Origin of the sequence: Pedobacter sp. 22226, assembly GCF_052045455.1 — a bacterium.
Taxonomy (GTDB): domain Bacteria; phylum Bacteroidota; class Bacteroidia; order Sphingobacteriales; family Sphingobacteriaceae; genus Pedobacter; species Pedobacter jeongneungensis.
On sequence record NZ_JBQEPB010000004.1, the window covers coordinates 452552 to 472463 of the forward strand.

Consider the following 19912-nt stretch of genomic DNA (forward strand, 5'->3'; position numbering starts at 1 on the left):
GGCGCCCCAAATATAAAGCGCTCCTAAAATTCATTATGCTAATGAAACTAGCCTGTATTATGGTGTTCATTACCTGCCTTAATGTTTCCGCATCGGTTTTTTCGCAGGAAAAAATTTCATTAGATGTTAAGAAAACAAAACTGGCCAGGGTTTTACAGATTATTGAGCAGCAAAGCAGTTACCATTTTGTTTACAGCTCGTCTTACGTTCCTGTTAATAAGGATGTAAGCATTACTGTAACCAATACTTTGGTTACCGATGTTTTGGCAGCCATTTTAAACAGAACAAACCTGAAATATTCTGTTTCTGATGGTGGCTTAATTGTCATTAGCAAAAATAAAGAGGTTCCTATTTCGGGAACGGTAAAAGATGCCCAGGGTGGCAGCTTACCAGGTGCCAGTGTAAGGGTTAAAGGAACGGGGATAGGTACCTCAACAGATATAAACGGAAAATTTACTTTAAACGCACCTGAAAATGCAGTTCTGGTGGTTTCTTATGCGGGTTTTCAGACCAAAGAAGTAGCCATTGGCTCACAAACTAGCATTAATATTATTTTAACTGAAGATACCAAACAGCTTACCGATGTGGTAGTAACGGCTCTGGGTATTAAAAAAGAAAGAAGGGCTTTAGGTTATTCGGTTACGCAGATTGGTGGCGAAACCTTAACCCAGGCGAGAGAAAATAATGTGGCTAACTCTTTGGTAGGTAAAGTAGCTGGTTTAGATATCAGCTCAACATCTGGTGGTGCTGGTGCCGCAACAAGCGTAACCATTCGTGGGGTATCAAGCTTAAGCCAAACCAACCAGCCTTTATATGTTATTAACGGTGTGCCAATGGAAAATAAACCGGTAGGTTTAAATAACCTAAATGCTAATGGCAATTCGGGTAGTCAGTACGATAATGCTCCAGATTTAGGAGATGCAGTCGGAAACTTGAATCCAGATGATATTGAAAGTATTTCAGTATTAAAAGGTGCTGCCGCTGCGGCCCTATATGGATACCGTGCTAAAGCAGGTGTAATTTTGATTACCACCAAAAGCGGAAAAGGCAACAGCATCGAATTTAATACCAATTATGTTGCAGAACAGGTAATGGACAGAACCAACTGGCAATATGTTTACGGACAAGGCGCCAATGGAGTAAAACCAACTGATGCCGCTGCTGCAGCACAGGTAGGAGGATCAAGCTGGGGTGCAAAATTAGACGGATCTAATGTGGTTCAGTTTGATGGCGTAAGCAGGCCATATTCTGCGCAGAAAAATAATATCGAAGATTTTTACCGCACGGGTGGCACATGGTCTAACACGGTTGCTTTAAACAAGAGTTTTGATGGGGGTACCATCCGTTTATCTGCAAATGATGTTCATAACAATTCTGTTGTGCCAAACTCTGGCTTAAACAGGCAGTCTTTTAACCTGGTAGGTACTTTTAACCCAATTAAACGCTTAACCATTGATGCCCGCATGAACTATATTTTAGAGCAGGCCAAAAACAGGCCAATGGTTTCGGATGGTGCAGGTAATGCCAACTATAACGTAGCTTTTTTACCAACCAGTGTAAGTGTAAAAGATCTCGATCCATGGAAAGATGCCAATGGAAATGAAATCCAGTATAATAAAGGCAATGCATATGCAACTAATCCATGGTTTGCGGCAAACGAATTTGTAAATGATACCAAACGCGACCGTTTGATCAGTTCTTTTAACGCCCGCTATACTTTCGATAACGGTTTATTTTTACAGGGACGTGCTGGTCGCGATGGTTATAACGATACGTATAAAAATGTAGTTCCATCTGGTACAGCGTATTATGCGCCTGGTAAAATTGTAGAACAAGCCACTAAATTTGCTGATATCAATGTGGATGTATTAATCGGAAAGCCTTTTAAAGTAGATGAAGATTTCTCTGTTACACCAAATATAGGTGGTAGTTACCGCAGAACAAGTATAACTCAAACCACAAACAGTGGTTCTGATTTTGCCGTGTTTGGGGTTTATAATATTCTAAATGCTAAAAATAAATCGGTGGCTTATGTGGCATCCGAAGCTGAAACACAATCGGTGTACGGTACGCTTGAACTTGCCTATAAAGATATTTTATATCTAACCGGTAGTGGCCGCACTGATTGGTTTTCTACCCTGGCCACTCCTGGTAAAGATAATAAGTTAAATGTGATTTATCCTTCCATTAGCGGTTCATTTGTTTTCTCTGAACTTTGGAAACCATCATTCTTAAGCTTTGGTAAAGTTAGGGCAGGTTATGCTGTAGTTGGTCAGGCTACCGATCCTTATCAAACCTTACTGACTTATAGTTTAAGAAGCGAAGTTTTAAACGGACTGCCATTGGGCACCATTTCGAACGTAAATATTCCAAATTCTGCTTTAAAAGCTTCTAAAGCATCAGAATTGGAAATAGGAACCGAAATGCGCTTTTTCGGCGATCGTTTAAATCTTGATTTTACCTGGTACAAAAAAATATCTAAAGATGAAATCACTTTTGTAACCACTTCTACCTCAACTGGTTTTAGTGGTGCGGTTTTGAACTCTGGTAAAATCGAAAATAAAGGGGTAGAGCTGCTATTATCTGGCCAGGTGGTAAAGAACCAGGATTTTGTATGGACTTCTTCTTTAAACGGATCATATAACGATAATAAAGTGATCTCGCTTGCTGATGGGGTTACCTCAAACCTGATTGCTACTTCAAGATCGGGCGTAGGCTTTTTACAGAACATTCCGGGTAAAGCTGCTTCTCAGGTAATGGCTTACGATTATAAGTATGATGCATCAGGAAATATTATGCTGGGTGCAAATAATGCTCCGCAGCGTGGCGACCTGGTTGCCTATGGTTCTGCTTACAATAAATGGTTTGCAGGCTGGAACAACGAGTTTAATTATAAAGGTGCAACCCTATCTTTCCTAATTGATGGTAAATGGGGGGGGAAGGTATTCTCTGCAACTGATTATTATGGTTATGTTTTTGGTTTACACCAGGCTACGCTCGAAAACCGCGAAGCATTGGGTAACACGGCCGCAACTTACTATCAGCTATCAGCAGATAATGTGTCTAATAAATTTGTGCAGGATGCAAGTTTCATCAAGTTCAGGCAAATGACTTTGGGTTATAATTTCCCTGCAAAAATGTTCAACAACAAAATACAGGGCTTAAATGTGAGCCTTGTAGGCAGGAACCTGTTTATCCTGATGAAAAAAACGGATAATATCGACCCTGAATCGAGTTATAACGCAACTTTTCCAGGACTGGAACTGGGTGGTGTACCACCGGTTAGAACGTTTGGTATAAACCTTAGTGTGAAGCTTTAAATTTTAAACAGACAGAACAATGAAAACGAACATATTAAAAAAATATAGCCTGTTACTTTGTAGCGGCATGTTAATGATCTCGGCTTGTACCAAAAATTTCGAGGATATTAATACCAACCCATCTGCTTACGGCGCAGCAACATTTGATCCTAATTATACCCTAACCACTGCACAACTTACTTATACAGGCAGTATAGATTTTGCTTACGATACCTGGAGGGGAAATTTAATTTATTCTTCTACCATGATGCAGGGACTTTCTACCGTGGTGAGTTATTGGGCAGGAGATAAATATTTACTGAACGAAGGTTATACCGCAGCTTACTGGGGCAGTACTACAGTAGGTGCTTATGTAGAACAGGTTAAGCCGATTGTAGATATTGTAGAGTTTACAAAAGGGGTTCCGAAATATAATAATGTACGTCAGGTGGCCCGCTTATGGAAAGCATTGATTTTTGAGCGCATTACCGACCTGTATGGCGATGCACCTTACTCAGAAGCTGGACAAGGTTATTATACCGGTAATCTTGCACCAAAATATGATAAACAACAGGCCATTTATACCGATTTATTAAAAGAGGTAGAAGAGGCTACAAATGCATTGGATGTTAATGGCGATAAAGTAACCGGAGATGCCATTTACAAAGGTGACATTAATAAATGGAAGCGCTTTGGAAACACTTTGCTGTTGCGCATTGCTATGCGTTTAACCAAAGTTGATGAAAATACGGCTAAGGCCTACGCTCAGAAGGTAATCGGTAAAACAATGATCAGTAATGATGATAATGCTTTTGTAAAACATGATGTCTCAGGTGCGAGGGTAACTCAAAATCGTAATAGCCAGGTATTGGCAGGCGATGGTGGGCAGGAAAATTATTATGTGAAATGGTCGCAGACTTTTATCAATAAATTAAAAACCGCAAACGATCCACGATTAGGAAAAGTTGCCGTTACCGGACTTTTTCTTGATGAAAACAGTAAAGCTCAAAACCCTAATTACAGTGCTGATCCGCTTGTGCAGAAAGGAATGCCTAACGGGAAAGATTTAAGCGGGATTGCTGGAAGGGATGTGAGGCAGGATGCCTCTTATACCACGTTTCCGGCTTACTCTTCACCAAATCCGGCAATGATTAAAAAGGACGGTGTAACTTTTATTTTAACCTATGCCGAAAGCGAACTTTTATTAGCAGAAGCTGCGCAAAGATGGGCAATAGGTGGTTCTGCTGCTAACCATTACGCCAGTGGATTGTCAGCTGGTATTACTTTTTTATCGCAGTATGATGCAAGCTTAGCCATTTCGGGTACTGTTGCTGATGCTTATGCTGCAGCCAATCCATACATTGCAGCAAACGGTTTAGAAATGATCAATACTCAATATTGGTTACATACCTGTACTATGCTCGATTTTTATGAAACATGGTCTAACTGGCGCAGATCTGGGTTTCCGGCTTTAACCCCGGTAGTTTATCCAGGCAATGCTACTAATGGTACTATTCCACGCCGTTTCCCATACCCGGTAGAAGAAGCGGCTAAAAATAACACCAATTACAAAGCAGCTTCTTCAGCTGTACCTGGTGGCGATAACCTCACCGGCAGGGTTTGGTGGGATAAATAATATATAAATCATCCCGGTTTATCATTCAGCCGACAATGCATTATTGCGTTGTCGGCTTTTTTATCTGATCTGATTTTGGGCAAACGTTTGCGCAGCATTTTTGGTAAAAAGCTGATAATTAAAATTTTAACTTAGCTGTATAATAGCGTCTCAAACCAGAGCCATTGTATAAATCTCAACCTGTTTAAACCAGTTAAAATGAAAAATCAATTACCTTGTTGATGGCAGCCATCGCTTTTATCATTTGCATTTTTAGCAGTTTTACACCTGCTCATGTTAAAGTTGCTCCAAAAAGGTTAGCTGGTTACTTAATATAGGTCTACTGCTTTATTTGCAGCAGTTTTTTGCAGAACCGGCATTGCCAAAAGCTTTGCTGGTTTTTTATGTTACTACAAGTAATCCATTTTGATTAAGGCTCAATATTTTTGGGGTTAAATTTCTACATTTTGTAGATGATTTTCCCCGAATCGAATTGCAGGTAAATTCATTCTTTTGTTTTCTTTTAAAAAAATGGAATTTCTTTATGAATAAAAATAGCAGCGCTAAATGATTCTGGAACTATATTTTGTCGTACACCCAAAATATCAGTAATGGAATAAACAGAAATTTTATTGCTGGTATTGTATTTGGATTAAGTTCTAAAAAAAACTTTAACTAAATATTTAACCTATGAAAATCTTTAAAAAAGCAGCTTTGGTCATTCTTACCTCAGCTGTAATCGTTAATTTGAGTAGCTGTAAAAAAAATGCTGTTGATGATCAACAGGAAAATCAGTTGTCATTAAAAAATAAACAGTCTGCTTTAGCATCAGGCACCAGCCTGGAGAACCTTATTGCCTATAAAAAAAGTGATCACCAGATAACCGCGGGGTTTTATCGTACCTGGCGTGATAGGGTAGTAAGTGGAAATGCGAATGATCCGGTTATGACTGAATTGCCTGATAGCCTGGATGTAGTAATTGTATTTACGAATTACACCCCAAGCGATTCGCCCTACTGGACGAAGCTAAAGGATGTTTATATTCCATACCTGCATGCGAGAGGAACAAAAGTGATTATTACGGGCTCTTTAACCATGCCGGCAGGTGCCGGTCAGAATGCCGCCGGTTACGCTGCCGCAGCCAAAAAAATAATGGATGAAACGGTTAATAAATATGGTTTGGACGGCTTCGACATCGATATTGAGCATAATGTTACAGGTGCCGAATTAACAGAGAAAACGGGAATTTATACAGCCCTATCCGCCTACCTGGGGCCAAAATCAGGAACAGGGAAACTGCTCACCTATGATACCAATCAGGATGGCAATACTCCGTTTTTTAAAAATGTATGTGGAATGATCGATTATGTATGGCTTCAGGCTTATGGCAGGGGCTCGTCTACATTACAGAATACCTGGAATACCTTTTCACCTAATATCCCGTCGAAAAAATTTGTACCGGGGTTCTCCTTTTATGAGGAAAACGGATATCCGGGTAATTATTGGGATGATGTTTTCTACCCCCAAAATGGTACAGGCAGGGCATACGATTATGCAAGGTGGCAGCCAACCGGAGGCAGCAAAAAAGGTGGAGTGGTTAGCTATGCAATTGATAGAGATGCTGCACTTACTTCGCCACATGATAATACAATTGTTCATCCAAATTTTAAGGTTACCAAAGATCTGATTAAAATAATGAATCCGTAAATACTGGACAGAAGTTAGATCAGAAGACTTTGTAAAATAGTGTGAACCTTATGCCTGCCTTGCTTTTTGGGCAAGGCAGGCTTTTTATGGTAACATTTCTAATCAGTTTTTTTGATTAACGGCGCATTAATTTGATATTTATGCACCAAACTAACTTTCAAATGAAATTCAGATTTATACTCACCACATTTTTGTGTGCCACATTGTTTGTACATGCACAACAGGCACCGAAAAAGAATCAATCGAAAGAAACCGTAACCACTACACAGGTTACCGTTAAAGATGAACCCAAATCATCAGCCAATGAGCGAACCATTAAGGTAGAAAGCTCGGTTGTAACCAATCACTCGGTAACCATTGATGGAAAAGCTGTTCCTTACAAAGCTACCACAGGTACACTTCCGGTTTGGGATGAAGATGGTAAACCCATTGCCGGCTTGTTTTATACCTATTACGAGCGTAGCGATGTACAAAACCGGGATAAGCGCCCTTTGGTGATCTCATTTAACGGCGGACCAGGTTCTGCTTCCGTTTGGATGCACATTGCCTATACCGGCCCGGTGGTGCTGAACATCGACGACGAAGGTTATCCTGTACAACCTTATGGTTATAAAGAAAATCCATATTCTATTTTAGATGTTGCCGATGTAGTTTACATCGATCCCGTTAATACCGGTTATTCGAGAGCGGTGAGCAAAGATATCCCGACTAATAAATTTTTTGGCGTACGTGCCGATATTAAATACCTGGCCGAGTGGATCAATACTTTTGTAACCCGTAATAATCGCTGGGCCTCGCCAAAATTTTTAATTGGCGAAAGTTATGGCACCACCCGTGTTTCGGGTTTGGCTTTGGAGCTGCAGAACAATCAATGGATGTATTTAAACGGTGTGGTGCTCGTATCGCCTACTGAGCTGGGTATTGAGCGTAGTGGCCCGGTTGATGCGGCGCTGCGTTTGCCTTATTTTGCAGCCACTGCCTGGTACCACAAAGCTTTGGCAGCCGATTTACAGGGCAAAGATTTAACTGCAATGTTGCCCGAAGTAGAAAATTTTACCATCAACGAGCTGATCCCGGCCATTTCGCAGGGCGGCATGCTGAGTGCAGATAAAAAGAAAGCCATAGCAACAAAAATGGCCCGTTATTCTGGCCTTTCAGAAAAAGTGATTTTAGATTATAACCTTAACATACCTACCGATTTCTTTTGGAAAGAATTGTTAAGGGACAAAGGTTTTACTGTTGGCCGTTTAGATTCGCGCTACCGTGGCATCGATAAAATGGGCGCAGGTGAAGGACCTGATTATAATGCTGAATTGACTTCGTGGCTGCACTCCTTTACGCCAGCCATTAATATGTACATCCGTAACGAACTTAATTATAAAACCGATTTAAAATATAACATGTTCGGTTCGGTATATCCCTGGGATAAAACCGGCGATCAGACAGGGGATAACCTCCGTCAGGCCATGGCGCAAAACCCATACCTGCATTTATTAGTCCAATCGGGCTATTATGATGGCGCCTGCGATTATTTTAATGCCAAATACAGCATGTGGCAGTTAGATGCTGCGGGTAAACTTCAGGATAGAATGAGCTGGGAAGGTTACCGCAGCGGGCACATGATGTACCTGCGTAAGGATGACCTGAAAACAGCGAATAACCATATCCGCGAGTTTATTAAAAAAGCATTGCCAAAAGCAGGCGTGGCGGCTAAATTTTAAAAAAATTGGTCATCGTTTTGATTGAAGTGCTACTAAATGGAGAAATCTCTAGCGATTTCAGGTAAATCGTTAAAGATTTCATCACCTGGCTAATTATTGTAAATGCTTTAAAATAATTTTTATTTTTTTTTGGAGCGCAGATGCTGTACAATGATTAATTGTTCGTCCTGCTTTACATTACAAGTCCTCTCCCGATGAAAAACCGGGATTGCGGGCTTTTCATTTCAATCAGGGCTAAGGGGGATTGGTCTGCGGCACGGAGATCCTGCATGGTTGCCAAATATTTTTCTTTTAGCGAAAAATGAAACGATCCTATGGAACGACACAAAAAATAAAATATTATTTTTTTTCTACCTGGGAAGCGTCCCGATGGGACGCCTTATCCAACGAAAATTAAAAATTGGCCGATGGAACGTAAGGTTTTATAACACAGAGCGTCCCATCGGGACGATTCCCGGATAGCCAATTATGATTGGCGTTTACGTTCCGTAGGACCGTTTGGTGTAATCAGGCGGTGGCACGGAAACCCCTCATAGTAGCAGGAACTGTTGTAATCTAAACCCGACTTAGTGGATGCTCCCGATTTTTCATCGGAGCAGCAACGATGGCGGGAGAGCACCAACCCAAGCACCATTGCAACTGCTTTCCAAAAAAAAGAAATAAATCGTATTTGTAACGCTCTTTATCAGTCTTGCTAAAGTAATTTATCCACTAAAACGCAAACAAAAAAACTGTTCGCTACAAACTAAAAATAATTACTTATTTTTGTGGTTCAATTATGCAGCAGATAAAAACATCATTCGATTTTGAAAAACCTATTGCCGATTTAGTTCAGCAGATAGAAAAGGTTAAGCAAGTTGCCGAAAAAACCAAGGTAGATATGTCTGCCACGTTAGACGAGCTTGATGGTAAATTAAATGAAACTACCAATAACTTATATCAAAATTTAACCGGTTGGAACAAGGTTCAGATGAGCCGTCACCCTGATCGTCCGCAAACCCTCGATTATATTAACATGATTTGTGATGATTTCATCGAAATGCATGGCGATAGAACGGTAAAGGATGATAAGGCGATTATTGGTGGTTTTGCTTCCATTAATGGTCAAACGGTTATGGTTATTGGTCACCAGAAAGGTAAAAACACCAAAGAGCGTCAGTTCCGTAATTTCGGGATGGCTAACCCTGAAGGTTACCGTAAAGCGTTACGTTTAATGCGTTTAGCTGAGAAATTTAATAAACCTGTGGTTTCTTTTATCGATACAATGGGTGCTTACCCGGGTTTAGAGGCAGAAGAACGTGGACAAGGTGAAGCGATTGCCAGAAACCTGTTGGAAATGTCGGTATTGCGTGTGCCAATCATTTGTATTGTTGTTGGCGAAGGTGCCTCTGGTGGTGCTTTGGGTATTGGTATCGGCGATAAAGTGTATATGCTGGAGCATACCTGGTATTCGGTTATCTCTCCTGAATCGTGCTCATCTATCTTATGGAGAAGCTGGGATTTTAAAGAGAAAGCCGCAGAATGCCTTAAGTTAACCTCTGACGATATGTTTGGCAACAAACTGATTGATGGCATTATCCCTGAGCCGCTTGGTGGTGCACACCAGGATCCGGAATTGATGGGCAAAACGTTGAAAGAGTATATTGTAAAAGATTTAACCGCTCTTGGTAAATTAAAAACCGATAAGCTGATCGAACAAAGAATTGACAAATTCTGTGCGATGGGCGTTGTAAACGAATAATTATTTTTAAAAATAAAATTGGAAATCCTGTTCGGTAATGCTGAACAGGATTTTTTTGTGGATTGCTCGCGCTCGTTTCTAACGAGCGTGTAAATAGGATTTCGTATTTTACGGTTTGATTAATGGGCTATCTGTTTTACGATAAAACCGTAAGGCTATTGCTGCACTCGTTGGAAACGAGCGCGAACATTATCAGTAGCTCACGCTCGTTTCTAACGAGCGTGTAAATAGGATACTGTATCTTACGGTGTTAGTATCTGTATATTTCTGGATTTTACGATAAAATCGTAGGGCTATTGCTGCACTCGTTGGAAAACGAGCGCAAGCATTTATCAAGGTTGCTCAAGGGTTGCTCGCGCTCGTTTCTAACGAGCGTGTAAATAACTTATCGTATTTACGATACTACACAGCTATTTATGTATTAATTTACATCTAACAATTCAATTTCTAATAGTCCACCAAGCGTATGATAATTAGATGCAGAACTATATGTGTAATGCTCGGGATCAGCTACAATTCCAGCGCGAACCGGATTTTGATGTATATAATTTAGTTTTTGATAGGTAAACTCTGGAGTAATTAATTCAACAGCATGATAACCATCTTGCCAAACTTTATAGTTTTCGATGCGGGTTGAATATTTTGCTGCAAATTCGAATTTATTTAATAACCATTTTTTACGGCTTTCATTCCCTGAATTAATTTCTTCGATAATCGCTCTATTTGTGAATTTTTTAAAATCTCTAACAATTTCAAAAAGCTTTGTATTTCCACTGGCAGACGCAATAAGGTGTATGTGATTGGTCATTAGGCAATAGGCGTAAAGCGTCAATCCCTTTTTTGATTGACAATATTTTAGCGAATTGATAATGATTTCTTTATAGGAAACCCGTGTGAATATATCAACCCAATCCACAATTGTAAAGGTTAGAAAATAAATTCCTTCCGGATCCCTGGCTTGATATTGATCTGACATGTAATAAATATATTTATTTATTGAGAGAGATCATAGGATTAGTATAGTGTTCATTGCTCATTCCCGTTTCAAACGTATAAATAGGATATCATATTTTACGATAAAATCGTAAAGCTATTAATGAACTCGTTAGAAACGAGCGCAAGCGCAATAGGTTTGGACAATAAAAAAGCAGCTACAAATTAATGCAGCTGCTTTATAATCTATTTCAATATCCGCTTATTGCTGCGGACCCTGTTGCGGGAAGAAAGCTGATAAACGGCTCTCTAAAGCATTAAATGTTTTCTGTAGTTTATCACTCAGTTTATCCTGACCAGCAGCTTTACTGGTTTTAATCATCCTATCCAGGTAATATAAACCAGTTTGAATATTCTGCGATCCGGTTAAACCTTTCGATTGAGAAATATCAGCTAAGTAGGTTAATTCTTTGTTAATATACTCTCCGGATTTATCCATAATATCATTCGCCCTCGCCGTTTCGCCCAATTTATATAGGTTTTCGGCCATGTAGAATTTCACTACAACGGTACGGATACCGAAGAATTTATCAGTTGGCATTACCGCAAAATATTTGTCTACAACTTTTTTCGCTTCATCAATTTTACCATCTTTAATCAGGCTGCCGGTTAAGCTGCTGAAAATGTTGGTGAAGATAAAAGTATCATCAGATGATTGTGGATCTAAGTATTTGGCAGTTTTCATATTGCCCCATTTAAACTTGGTCATCACATTATTGTACATCGCAGGCGTATTTAACTGCTCAGGCCTCTCGTCTGACGCCGTTGTATCAGCTTTTAAAGGCAATAAACGTAAAGCTAAACCTTCGCTGTACAAATATTTATCTAAACCATTATATTGCTCAGAAGGCACGGTAGATGCGAAATAAATAGGACGTTTCCAGTTATTGTGGGCAAGGATATCGAACATGGCCAACGTACCTTTGGTTACATAACCTTTGTTAAACTTCCAGTCCATTTCTGTTGCTATTTTCGAAGCATCAGCTGCCGGCACCGTTCCTGTGCTCACCACTTGTTGCGGATCTATTGTAATTTTTAGGTTTTTAGTCGGCAGGAAGTTCGATTTTGTGCCATCCTGCATCGGTACCTTATCACTATCGTCATTTGATAACAATAAATCAACTACGTTTTTAAGTTCGATACTGCCTGCAATTTTATAATCATCGTATGGCATTACATCCCTTTCGCCCTGTACATACTGCTCAGGTTTCATGGTAATTGGCAATGGTGCCGATTCGTTTTGTTTTTGTCTTAAACCATTGATGTACCAATCTGTATCGAACAAACTTAAGTTTACAATACGCACATCCGGACGTACATTTTCAACCTCCTGGATATACCAAAGCGGGTAAGTATCGTTATCACCATAAGTAAATAAGATGGCGTTTGGCGCACACGATTGAAGATAATCCAATGCAATATCATGTGGAACCAGTTTGGTAGAACGATCGTGGTCATCCCAGCCCTGCTCAGCCATGATTACCGGAGCGGCCAGTAAACCGATTACCGTGGCACCAATGGCACCCGTGGTTGGGGTTAATTTTTTAAATAACCATTCCTTTATGGCGAGCGCCCCAAGACCGATCCATATGGCAAAGGCATAGAACGAACCTACATATGCATAATCCCTTTCGCGTGGCTCTAATGGTTTCTGATTTAAATACAATACAATCGCAATACCGGTAAAGAAGAACAATAAAGCTACCACACCAGCATCTTTCTGGTTGCGTTTAAAATGCCAAAGCGCACCGATTATTCCCATAATTAATGGTAAAAAGAAGAAGCGGTTATAAGCTTTATTATCAACAGTTGAAGGTGGCAAATGACTTTGATCGCCTCTCAGCATAGCATCAATAGGTTTAATCCCGCTGATCCATTCCCCTTCAAAACCACTTCCCTGACCTTGCTCATCGTTCTGGCGACCAACAAAATTCCAGAAGAAATAACGCATGTACATGTAACCGATCTGGTAACTGGCCAAAAAGCCCACATTATCAACCAGGTTAGGGTTTTTTGAATCATCCAGGTGCATCCATTCTTTGTAAAAACTCGCATGCCTTGCATCATCGCTGTACATACGTGGCAGTAACGTATTGTTGTTGTACTCGTAGTCGGTTTTTTTACCCGCTACTTCGTATTTGTCTTTACCTTTTCTCCAGATGGTTTTTCCTTCCGTTACCCCTGTTCTTTCAGAGTTATAATTTGGTCCGTAAGCCAGTGGCCTGTCGCCATATTGTTCGCGGTTTAAGTAGCTAAGAAAAGAGAAAGCATCTTTAGGAGCACTGTTATTTAAGTTTGGATCTGCCTTCGCACGGATGATGATCATCGAGAAAGATGCATAACCGAAAATGATTAATACCACAGAAAGTAAACCTAAATTCAATAATTTCTTTTGGTGTTTAATCGAATAACGGATGCCCCAAACCATTCCACCTATTAATAAAATAGCGAAAAATAAAACTCCGGTTCCAAAACCTAAACCTAAAGTATTTACAAAGAAAAGATCGAAATAAGCACCGAACGAAACGAGGTATTGGATAATTCCATATTGAATTACCGCTAAAATTAAGATACCAACAATAAGTGTTTTGAAAATCCCTGCTGTTGTTGCTTTATCTGTTCTTTTGAAGTAATAGATAAAAGCAAGTGCCGGAATAGTTAATAAGTTTAACAAGTGGATACCGATTGATAAACCCATGATATAGGCAATAAACAATAACCAGCGATCGGCACGTGGCTCATCGGCATGTGCTTCCCATTTAAGGATGGCCCAAAAAACAATAGCAGTAAATAACGACGATTGCGCATAAACCTCTGATTCTACAGCCGAGAACCAGAAACTATCAGAAAAAGTATAAGCTAAAGCACCAACGGCACCGGCACCCATAATGCTGATCAGTTTGCCTGTAGTCAGTTCTTCGCCAGCTTTTAATATTGTTTTTTTAGCCAGTGCAGTGATTGTCCAAAATAAGAATAAGATAGTCGCTCCGCTTGAAACGGCCGAACCCACGTTCATCCAGTAAGCAATTTTGGTTAAATCTCCTGTTGCGAAAATAGAGAAGAAACGCTGGATCATTAAGAATAAAGGTGCACCCGGCTGGTGTACAACCTGCATCCTGAATGCCGATGCGATAAATTCGCCGCAGTCCCAGAAACTTGCAGAAGGCTCTAAGGTTAAAACGTAAGTTAGTGTAGCAATTAAAAAGCAGATCCAGCCTACTATATTATTAACTTTTGAATAATTCATTGGTTTGTTTAATGATATTAAAAATTGTTTTCACATAAAAATGCTGCCGAAATTAACTATTCTAGTCGATAAAACAGGTAAATTTTTAGATTGATTTAACAATTTTTAACGGCCTAAGCCAGTTAACATAAAGGATTTAAAGCGATTTGGAAAATAAAAACCCATAAGCAAAAATCTTAAAATCTGCCTATGGGTTAAAATTTAGAATGTTTTTGGGTTAACCGTTTGCATATGGTGCGAAACGCGCAAACAAATCATTATATTGTTTTTCAAGGCTTTTGCTCAACCCGGCTTGCTTAAATACCTCTGTTAATTTTACCATCTGACCTAAATAACTAAGGTAAAAACGTACATCCTGTTCAGAAGTTAACTGGTTTTTACTTTCCGAAACATCGGCCAGGTGGGTCAGTTCTTTCCCAACATAATCGGCTGTTTTTTTAATCATTGCATTGGCATGGTTTAAGTCGTTTAAGCGGTAAAGACTTTCAGTAAAATAATAGGTGCTCATTACCTGGCGCATGCTGTAAAATTTAGCTGGGATTACTTCAAGGTATTTATCTGCCACTTTTTTACTTTCCGCCATCTTACCTTCGTTGATCATGCCGTTTAACAAACCGTTAAACATATTCGAGAGCATGGTTACATCATCAGCCGATTGCCTGTCTAAATGGTTGGCATTTTTAATGTTACCATAACTATAAACATTCATCAGGTTATTGTACAATGGTTTAATATTAATGCGTTCATAATCTTCCGTGATGGCTGTATCGGGTTTCAAAGGAAGCAGCCTTTTGTTCAAACCTTCCGAATAAAGGTATTTGTTCAATCCTAAATACTGCTCATCAGGCATGGCGCCGGTAAAATAAATCGGCCGCTCCCAGTTGTTGTGCACTAAAATATCAAATAAAGCAAGCGTTCCCTTGGTTACGTAATTTTGATTGAAAGTCCATTCCATACTACTTGCAATTTTCCCCGCATCTTCTTTGGGTACAGTACCGGTATCTAAAACCTGTTGCGGACTTACGGCAAGTTTCAGGTTTTTAGTCGGAAGCACATTGTACTTGGAACCATCGTTCATGGTTACCTTATCATCGTCATTGTCGGAGAGGAGAATATCTAAAATCTGCTGCAATTCAACGCGTTGGGCAATTTTATAATCCTGATAATACATAATGTCTCTCGTACCCTCAACATATTGTTCAGGTTTTAAGGTGATGGGCAATGGAGCCGATTCATTTTGCTTTTTCCGCATGCCATCAATGTACCAGTCGGCAGTAAATAGGCTCAGGTTTACCACGCGTACGTCCGGACGCACATTTTCTACCTCCTGCGCATACCAAACCGGATAGGTGTCGTTATCACCATAGGTAAATAAAATGGCGTTGGGCGCACATGATTTTAGGTAATTTACCGACATATCCCTCGCTACATGGCTTTGAGAACGATCGTGATCATCCCAGCCCTGGTTGGCCATTATTATTGGCGCACCAAATAATGCAATAACCGATGCAAAAATACCCGCCCGTGCCGGTGTTAACTTTTTAAACACCCATTCCTTCAATCCAAATACACCTAAGCCAATCCATATCGCAAAGGCGTAAAATGAGCCTACATAGGCATAATCCCTTTCGCGGGGCTCAATAGGAACAGAATTCAGGTAAACAACAATGGCAATTCCGGTAAAAATGAATAACAAACCGATAATGCCGGCATCTTTCTGGTTGCGTTTAAAATGCCAAACGGCTCCGATGAGGCCGATAATTAAAGGTAAAAAGAAAAACCTGTTATAAGCTTTGTTCTCCACAATAGAGGGGGGGAGGTTTTTTTGACTGCCCAATCTGATCGCATCAACCGGTTTAATGCCGCTAAGCCAGTTGCCATCTTTTCCGCCAAATTGCCCATCCTCATTGTCCTGCCTTCCAACAAAATTCCACATAAAATAACGCATATACATCTGTCCCGCCTGGAAAGAGAACAGATATTTTAAATTATCTGCCAGCGTAGGTTTATATTCATCATCAAAACCCATATAGTTTTTATAAAACCGTACATGCTCGGGTTTATCGCTGTACATCCTTGGCATTAAAGTTTTATCGGCAAAAACGTAAGCTGATTTTGTTCCGGCAGATTCATATTTTTTATCCCCTTTGCGGAAAATTTTACCTGTTTCCTTAATATCAGTTTTTTCTGAATTGTAATTCTCGCCATAAAGTAAAGGCCTGTCGCCATATTGGTCGCGGCCTAAATACCTCGAAAGTGAGAATACATTATCTACATTGTAATTGTTGAGATTGGGTTTGGCCTGCGCCCTGATAACCAACAGTGCAAAAGAGCTGTAACCGAACAAAAGCAATACGGTGAATAGCAAAATCAGGTTTAAAGCCCTTTTATTTTTAAGGATAGAATAACGGATACCATAAACTAAGCCTCCGATTAATAAAACCGCAAAAAATAATATTCCTGTGCCGAAACCCAGGTTCATGGTGTTTACAAAAAAGTAATCGAAACTCGCGGCAAGCGATACTACATATTGAATAATGCCAAATTGCACCACCGCTAAAGCTGCAACAGAAACAAAAAATATTTTTACAATGCTTTGCCAGGTAGGGCTTGGGTTCTTTTTAAAATAATAAACAAATATTAATGCAGGGATGGTAAGCAGGTTTAAAATATGCACACCGATAGAAAGCCCCATAATATAAGCTACAAAAAGTAACCACCGGTCTGCTTTTGGTTCATCGGCCTGCGATTCCCATTTTAAGATGCCCCAAAATACAATAGCACTGCAAAGCGACGACATGGCGTAAACCTCAGCCTCTACCGCCGAAAACCAGAAACTATCAGAAAAGGCATAAGCCAGCGCACCAACCACACCTGCACCCATAATGCCGATGATCTGTTGCTTGCTAATTTCTTCACCTTTTTTAACCACTGTCTTCTTCGCAAGGGCAGTAATGGTCCAGAATAAAAATAAAATAGTACCCGCACTGGCAAGCGCCGAAGCAATATTTACGAAGTAGGCTACTTTGGTTTTATCGCCAAAAGCCAGTGTGGAAAATAATCTTTGGATCATAGAGACAATGGGGGCGCCAGGCTGGTGCACTACCTCCATTCGGAAGGCTGAGGAGATAAATTCGCCACAGTCCCAGAAACTTACCGATTGATCTAAAGTTAAAATGTACGTGAGTGCGGCAATGGTAAAACAGAGCCAGCCTCCAATGGTGTTGATCCTTGAGTAATTCATAGTAAAAATTTAGTCTTTGATAATAAATGATTTAAGTGGTTCGCAGTAAAAAAAGTCGTAGAAAAAAATAAAATGTTGCATCAGATATGATCATTTTTTTATCTTTGCATCGCAAACAAAGAACAGCAGGAAAGAAATTAAAAATATTTTAAAATCACTCTTGCATAATTAAAATAAGGTTCCTACATTTGCATTCCCTTTCGAGGAGAATATCCTTGATAAATTTTGTCCGATAGTATAAGGGTAGTACAACGGTTTTTGGTACCGTTTGTCTTGGTTCGAATCCAGGTCGGACAACAGAAATTTAACGTCGGATCATGTTTAAATCTACATGATCCGATTTTTTTTAACCGTAAACTACACACGGACCATGCCATTGCAGTTTAACCCGGTAAAACTTTTTTCCGGAACAGGTTCTAAGGGATTATCACTGAAAATTGCCGAACACTACGGCAAGCCACTTGGTAGCGTAACCATCCACAAATTTAGCGATGGAGAGTTTCAACCTTCCTTTGATGAGTCGATCCGTGGTAGCGATGTTTTTCTAATCCAGTCTACTTATCAGCCCAGCGATAACTTAATGGAACTTTTGCTAATGGTTGATGCCGCTAAAAGAGCATCTGCACATTATATTACAGCAGTGGTTCCTTATTATGGTTTGGCCCGTCAGGACAGAAAAGACAAACCGCGTGTAGCAATCGGCGCCAAACTGGTGGCCAATTTATTAAAGTCAGCAGGTATCCACCGCATCATGACGATGGATTTACATGCTGCACAGATACAGGGTTTCTTCGATATTCCGGTTGATCACTTAGATGGATCGGTAATTTTTGTTCCCTATATCAAAAGCTTAGGCTTAAAAAACTTAACCATCGCATCGCCAGATATGGGCGGTTCGTACAGGGCGCGTACTTTTGCCAAGTTTTTTAATGCAGAGGTAATTATTTGCGATAAACGCCGTAAACGTGCCAACGAAATTGAATCAATGTCGATTATTGGTGATGTTACCGGACAGGATGTAGTATTGATAGATGATATCTGCGATACTGCCGGAACCTTATCAAAAGCTGCTGCCCTGATTATGGAAAATGGTGCTGCAAGTGTAAGGGCCGTTTGTACACATGCGGTATTATCAGGCAAAGCAATAGAAACCGTAGAAAATTCGGTGTTAACTGAGCTGATTGTTACCGATACAATCCCGTTAAAACAGGAAAGTTCGAAAATAAGGGTTTTAAGTACCGCAAGTTTATTTGCAAGGGCAATTGCCAATGTAAATGAGCATGGATCGATTAGTGATTTGTTTAGGGTGTAGTGCAAATCGTTTAGCGTGTTGCGATAAGCGGTTAAAACGCCAGCCGCCTAACGCTTTACAAAAAAAGAGGTATAAAGTTAAGTGTAGTTTAACTTTATAAACTGGTTAATCGGTTAATTTAGATTTATTTTCAGTTAACCAATTTGAACAATTAACCAGTTAAACATAAAAAAGAGTTTAAATAAGGTTGAAGGTAAAAAGTTAAAGGCTTAAAGTCTTGATACTCGATACTTAATACTTACTACTAATAATTAAATAAATAAAAAATGAAAACAATCGCAATTAGCGGTTCTCCAAGAGAGAACGTAGGGAAACGCGATGCCAAGGAACTTCGTTACGAAGGTAAAGTTCCGGCGGTATTGTATGGTGGAAAAGAGCAACAACACTTAGCTGTGGTCATTGCTGATTTAAGAGATGTTATTTATACCCCGGAAGTTAATTTTGTGGAAATCGATGTAAACGGTACTAAAACTAAAGCTATCGTTAAAGATACTCAGTTTCACCCACTTACCGACGTATTAATGCACATCGATTTTCTTCAGTTATTCGACGAGAAAGAAATCGTTATGGAGATCCCGGTTAAATTAACAGGAACTTCTCCAGGTGTTAAAATGGGGGGTAAATTAATCCAGAAATTACGTAAACTACGTGTTAAAGCATTACCAGCTGATATGCCACAAAACGTAGAAGTAAGCTTAGAAAAATTAGAAGTAGGTAGCTTGTTCCGTGTTCGCGATCTTCAAGGTCAGAAATATGTGATCACTAACACTCCTGAAGATACTATCGTTTCTGTTGCAATGTCTAGAGCATTAAAACAAGCAGAAACTGAAGCTGCTAAAGGTAAAAAATAATCAGGATTCTTAGGATTTCCTGATTATAAGATGAAGCGTTCCGATTTAAGTCGGAACGCTTTTTTGTTTTTTAAGCGGTCAATTTACCAACGCTACCCCCCCTTAATGGTATTTTGACTTAGTACTCACGACTCAGGACTTCGGACCCTTAACTTCCGACTTTTCGCTTTAGTCTTTGGTCT

10 protein-coding genes are annotated in these 19912 nt (G+C 39.8%); 7 read left to right on the top strand and 3 right to left on the bottom strand.

What is annotated here, in order from left to right:
• Positions 1–41 precede the first annotated feature (41 nt).
• The 5 genes from ACTJKC_RS11465 to ACTJKC_RS11485 all read left to right on the top strand — a co-directional run bounded on the left by ACTJKC_RS11465 (position 42) and on the right by ACTJKC_RS11485 (position 10083).
• Positions 42–3320 carry a SusC/RagA family TonB-linked outer membrane protein gene (locus ACTJKC_RS11465; RefSeq protein ID WP_440792020.1) on the top strand — a complete coding sequence of 1093 codons (3279 nt, stop codon included), beginning with the start codon at positions 42–44 and terminating at the stop codon, positions 3318–3320.
• A 19-nt stretch (positions 3321–3339) separates the two neighbouring features.
• Positions 3340–4935: a SusD/RagB family nutrient-binding outer membrane lipoprotein gene (locus ACTJKC_RS11470; RefSeq protein ID WP_440792022.1), complete on the top strand. Its 1596-nt coding sequence runs from the start codon at positions 3340–3342 to the stop codon at positions 4933–4935.
• Positions 4936–5604: 669 nt separating this feature from the next.
• Positions 5605–6621 carry an EndoS/ChiA family endoglycosidase gene (locus tag ACTJKC_RS11475; protein WP_440792024.1) on the top strand — a complete coding sequence of 339 codons (1017 nt, stop codon included), beginning with the start codon at positions 5605–5607 and terminating at the stop codon, positions 6619–6621.
• 161 nt (positions 6622–6782) lie between these two features.
• A complete protein-coding gene (locus ACTJKC_RS11480) occupies positions 6783–8342 on the top strand; it encodes a S10 family peptidase (RefSeq protein WP_440792027.1) in 1560 nt (519 codons plus the stop codon).
• A 778-nt stretch (positions 8343–9120) separates the two neighbouring features.
• Positions 9121–10083, top strand: a complete 963-nt coding sequence (locus tag ACTJKC_RS11485; protein ID WP_440792029.1) for an acetyl-CoA carboxylase carboxyltransferase subunit alpha — start codon at positions 9121–9123, stop codon at positions 10081–10083.
• A gap of 421 nt (positions 10084–10504) precedes the next feature.
• On the opposite strand, the gene ACTJKC_RS11490 is transcribed toward ACTJKC_RS11485, so the two are convergent.
• From ACTJKC_RS11490 to ACTJKC_RS11500, 3 genes are all read right to left on the bottom strand, one after another.
• Positions 10505–11059 carry an REP-associated tyrosine transposase gene (locus ACTJKC_RS11490; RefSeq protein ID WP_440792031.1) on the bottom strand — a complete coding sequence of 185 codons (555 nt, stop codon included), beginning with the start codon at positions 11057–11059 and terminating at the stop codon, positions 10505–10507.
• 219 nt (positions 11060–11278) lie between these two features.
• Positions 11279–14323, bottom strand: coding sequence for a glycosyltransferase family 117 protein (locus ACTJKC_RS11495; protein WP_440792033.1), 3045 nt, complete (start codon positions 14321–14323; stop codon positions 11279–11281).
• A gap of 217 nt (positions 14324–14540) precedes the next feature.
• Positions 14541–17567: a glycosyltransferase family 117 protein gene (locus tag ACTJKC_RS11500; RefSeq protein ID WP_440792035.1), complete on the bottom strand. Its 3027-nt coding sequence runs from the start codon at positions 17565–17567 to the stop codon at positions 14541–14543.
• Positions 17568–17937: 370 nt separating this feature from the next.
• Here ACTJKC_RS11500 and ACTJKC_RS11505 point away from each other — a divergent pair, with 370 nt between their 5' ends.
• Positions 17938–18879 (top strand): ribose-phosphate pyrophosphokinase, encoded by a 942-nt coding sequence (locus tag ACTJKC_RS11505; RefSeq protein WP_344853538.1) that lies wholly within the window; start codon positions 17938–17940, stop codon positions 18877–18879.
• Positions 18880–19145: 266 nt separating this feature from the next.
• Complete coding sequence (locus tag ACTJKC_RS11510; RefSeq protein ID WP_344853522.1) at positions 19146–19730, top strand: 50S ribosomal protein L25/general stress protein Ctc; 585 nt, start codon at positions 19146–19148, stop codon at positions 19728–19730.
• The last annotated feature ends 182 nt before the right edge of the window (positions 19731–19912 follow it).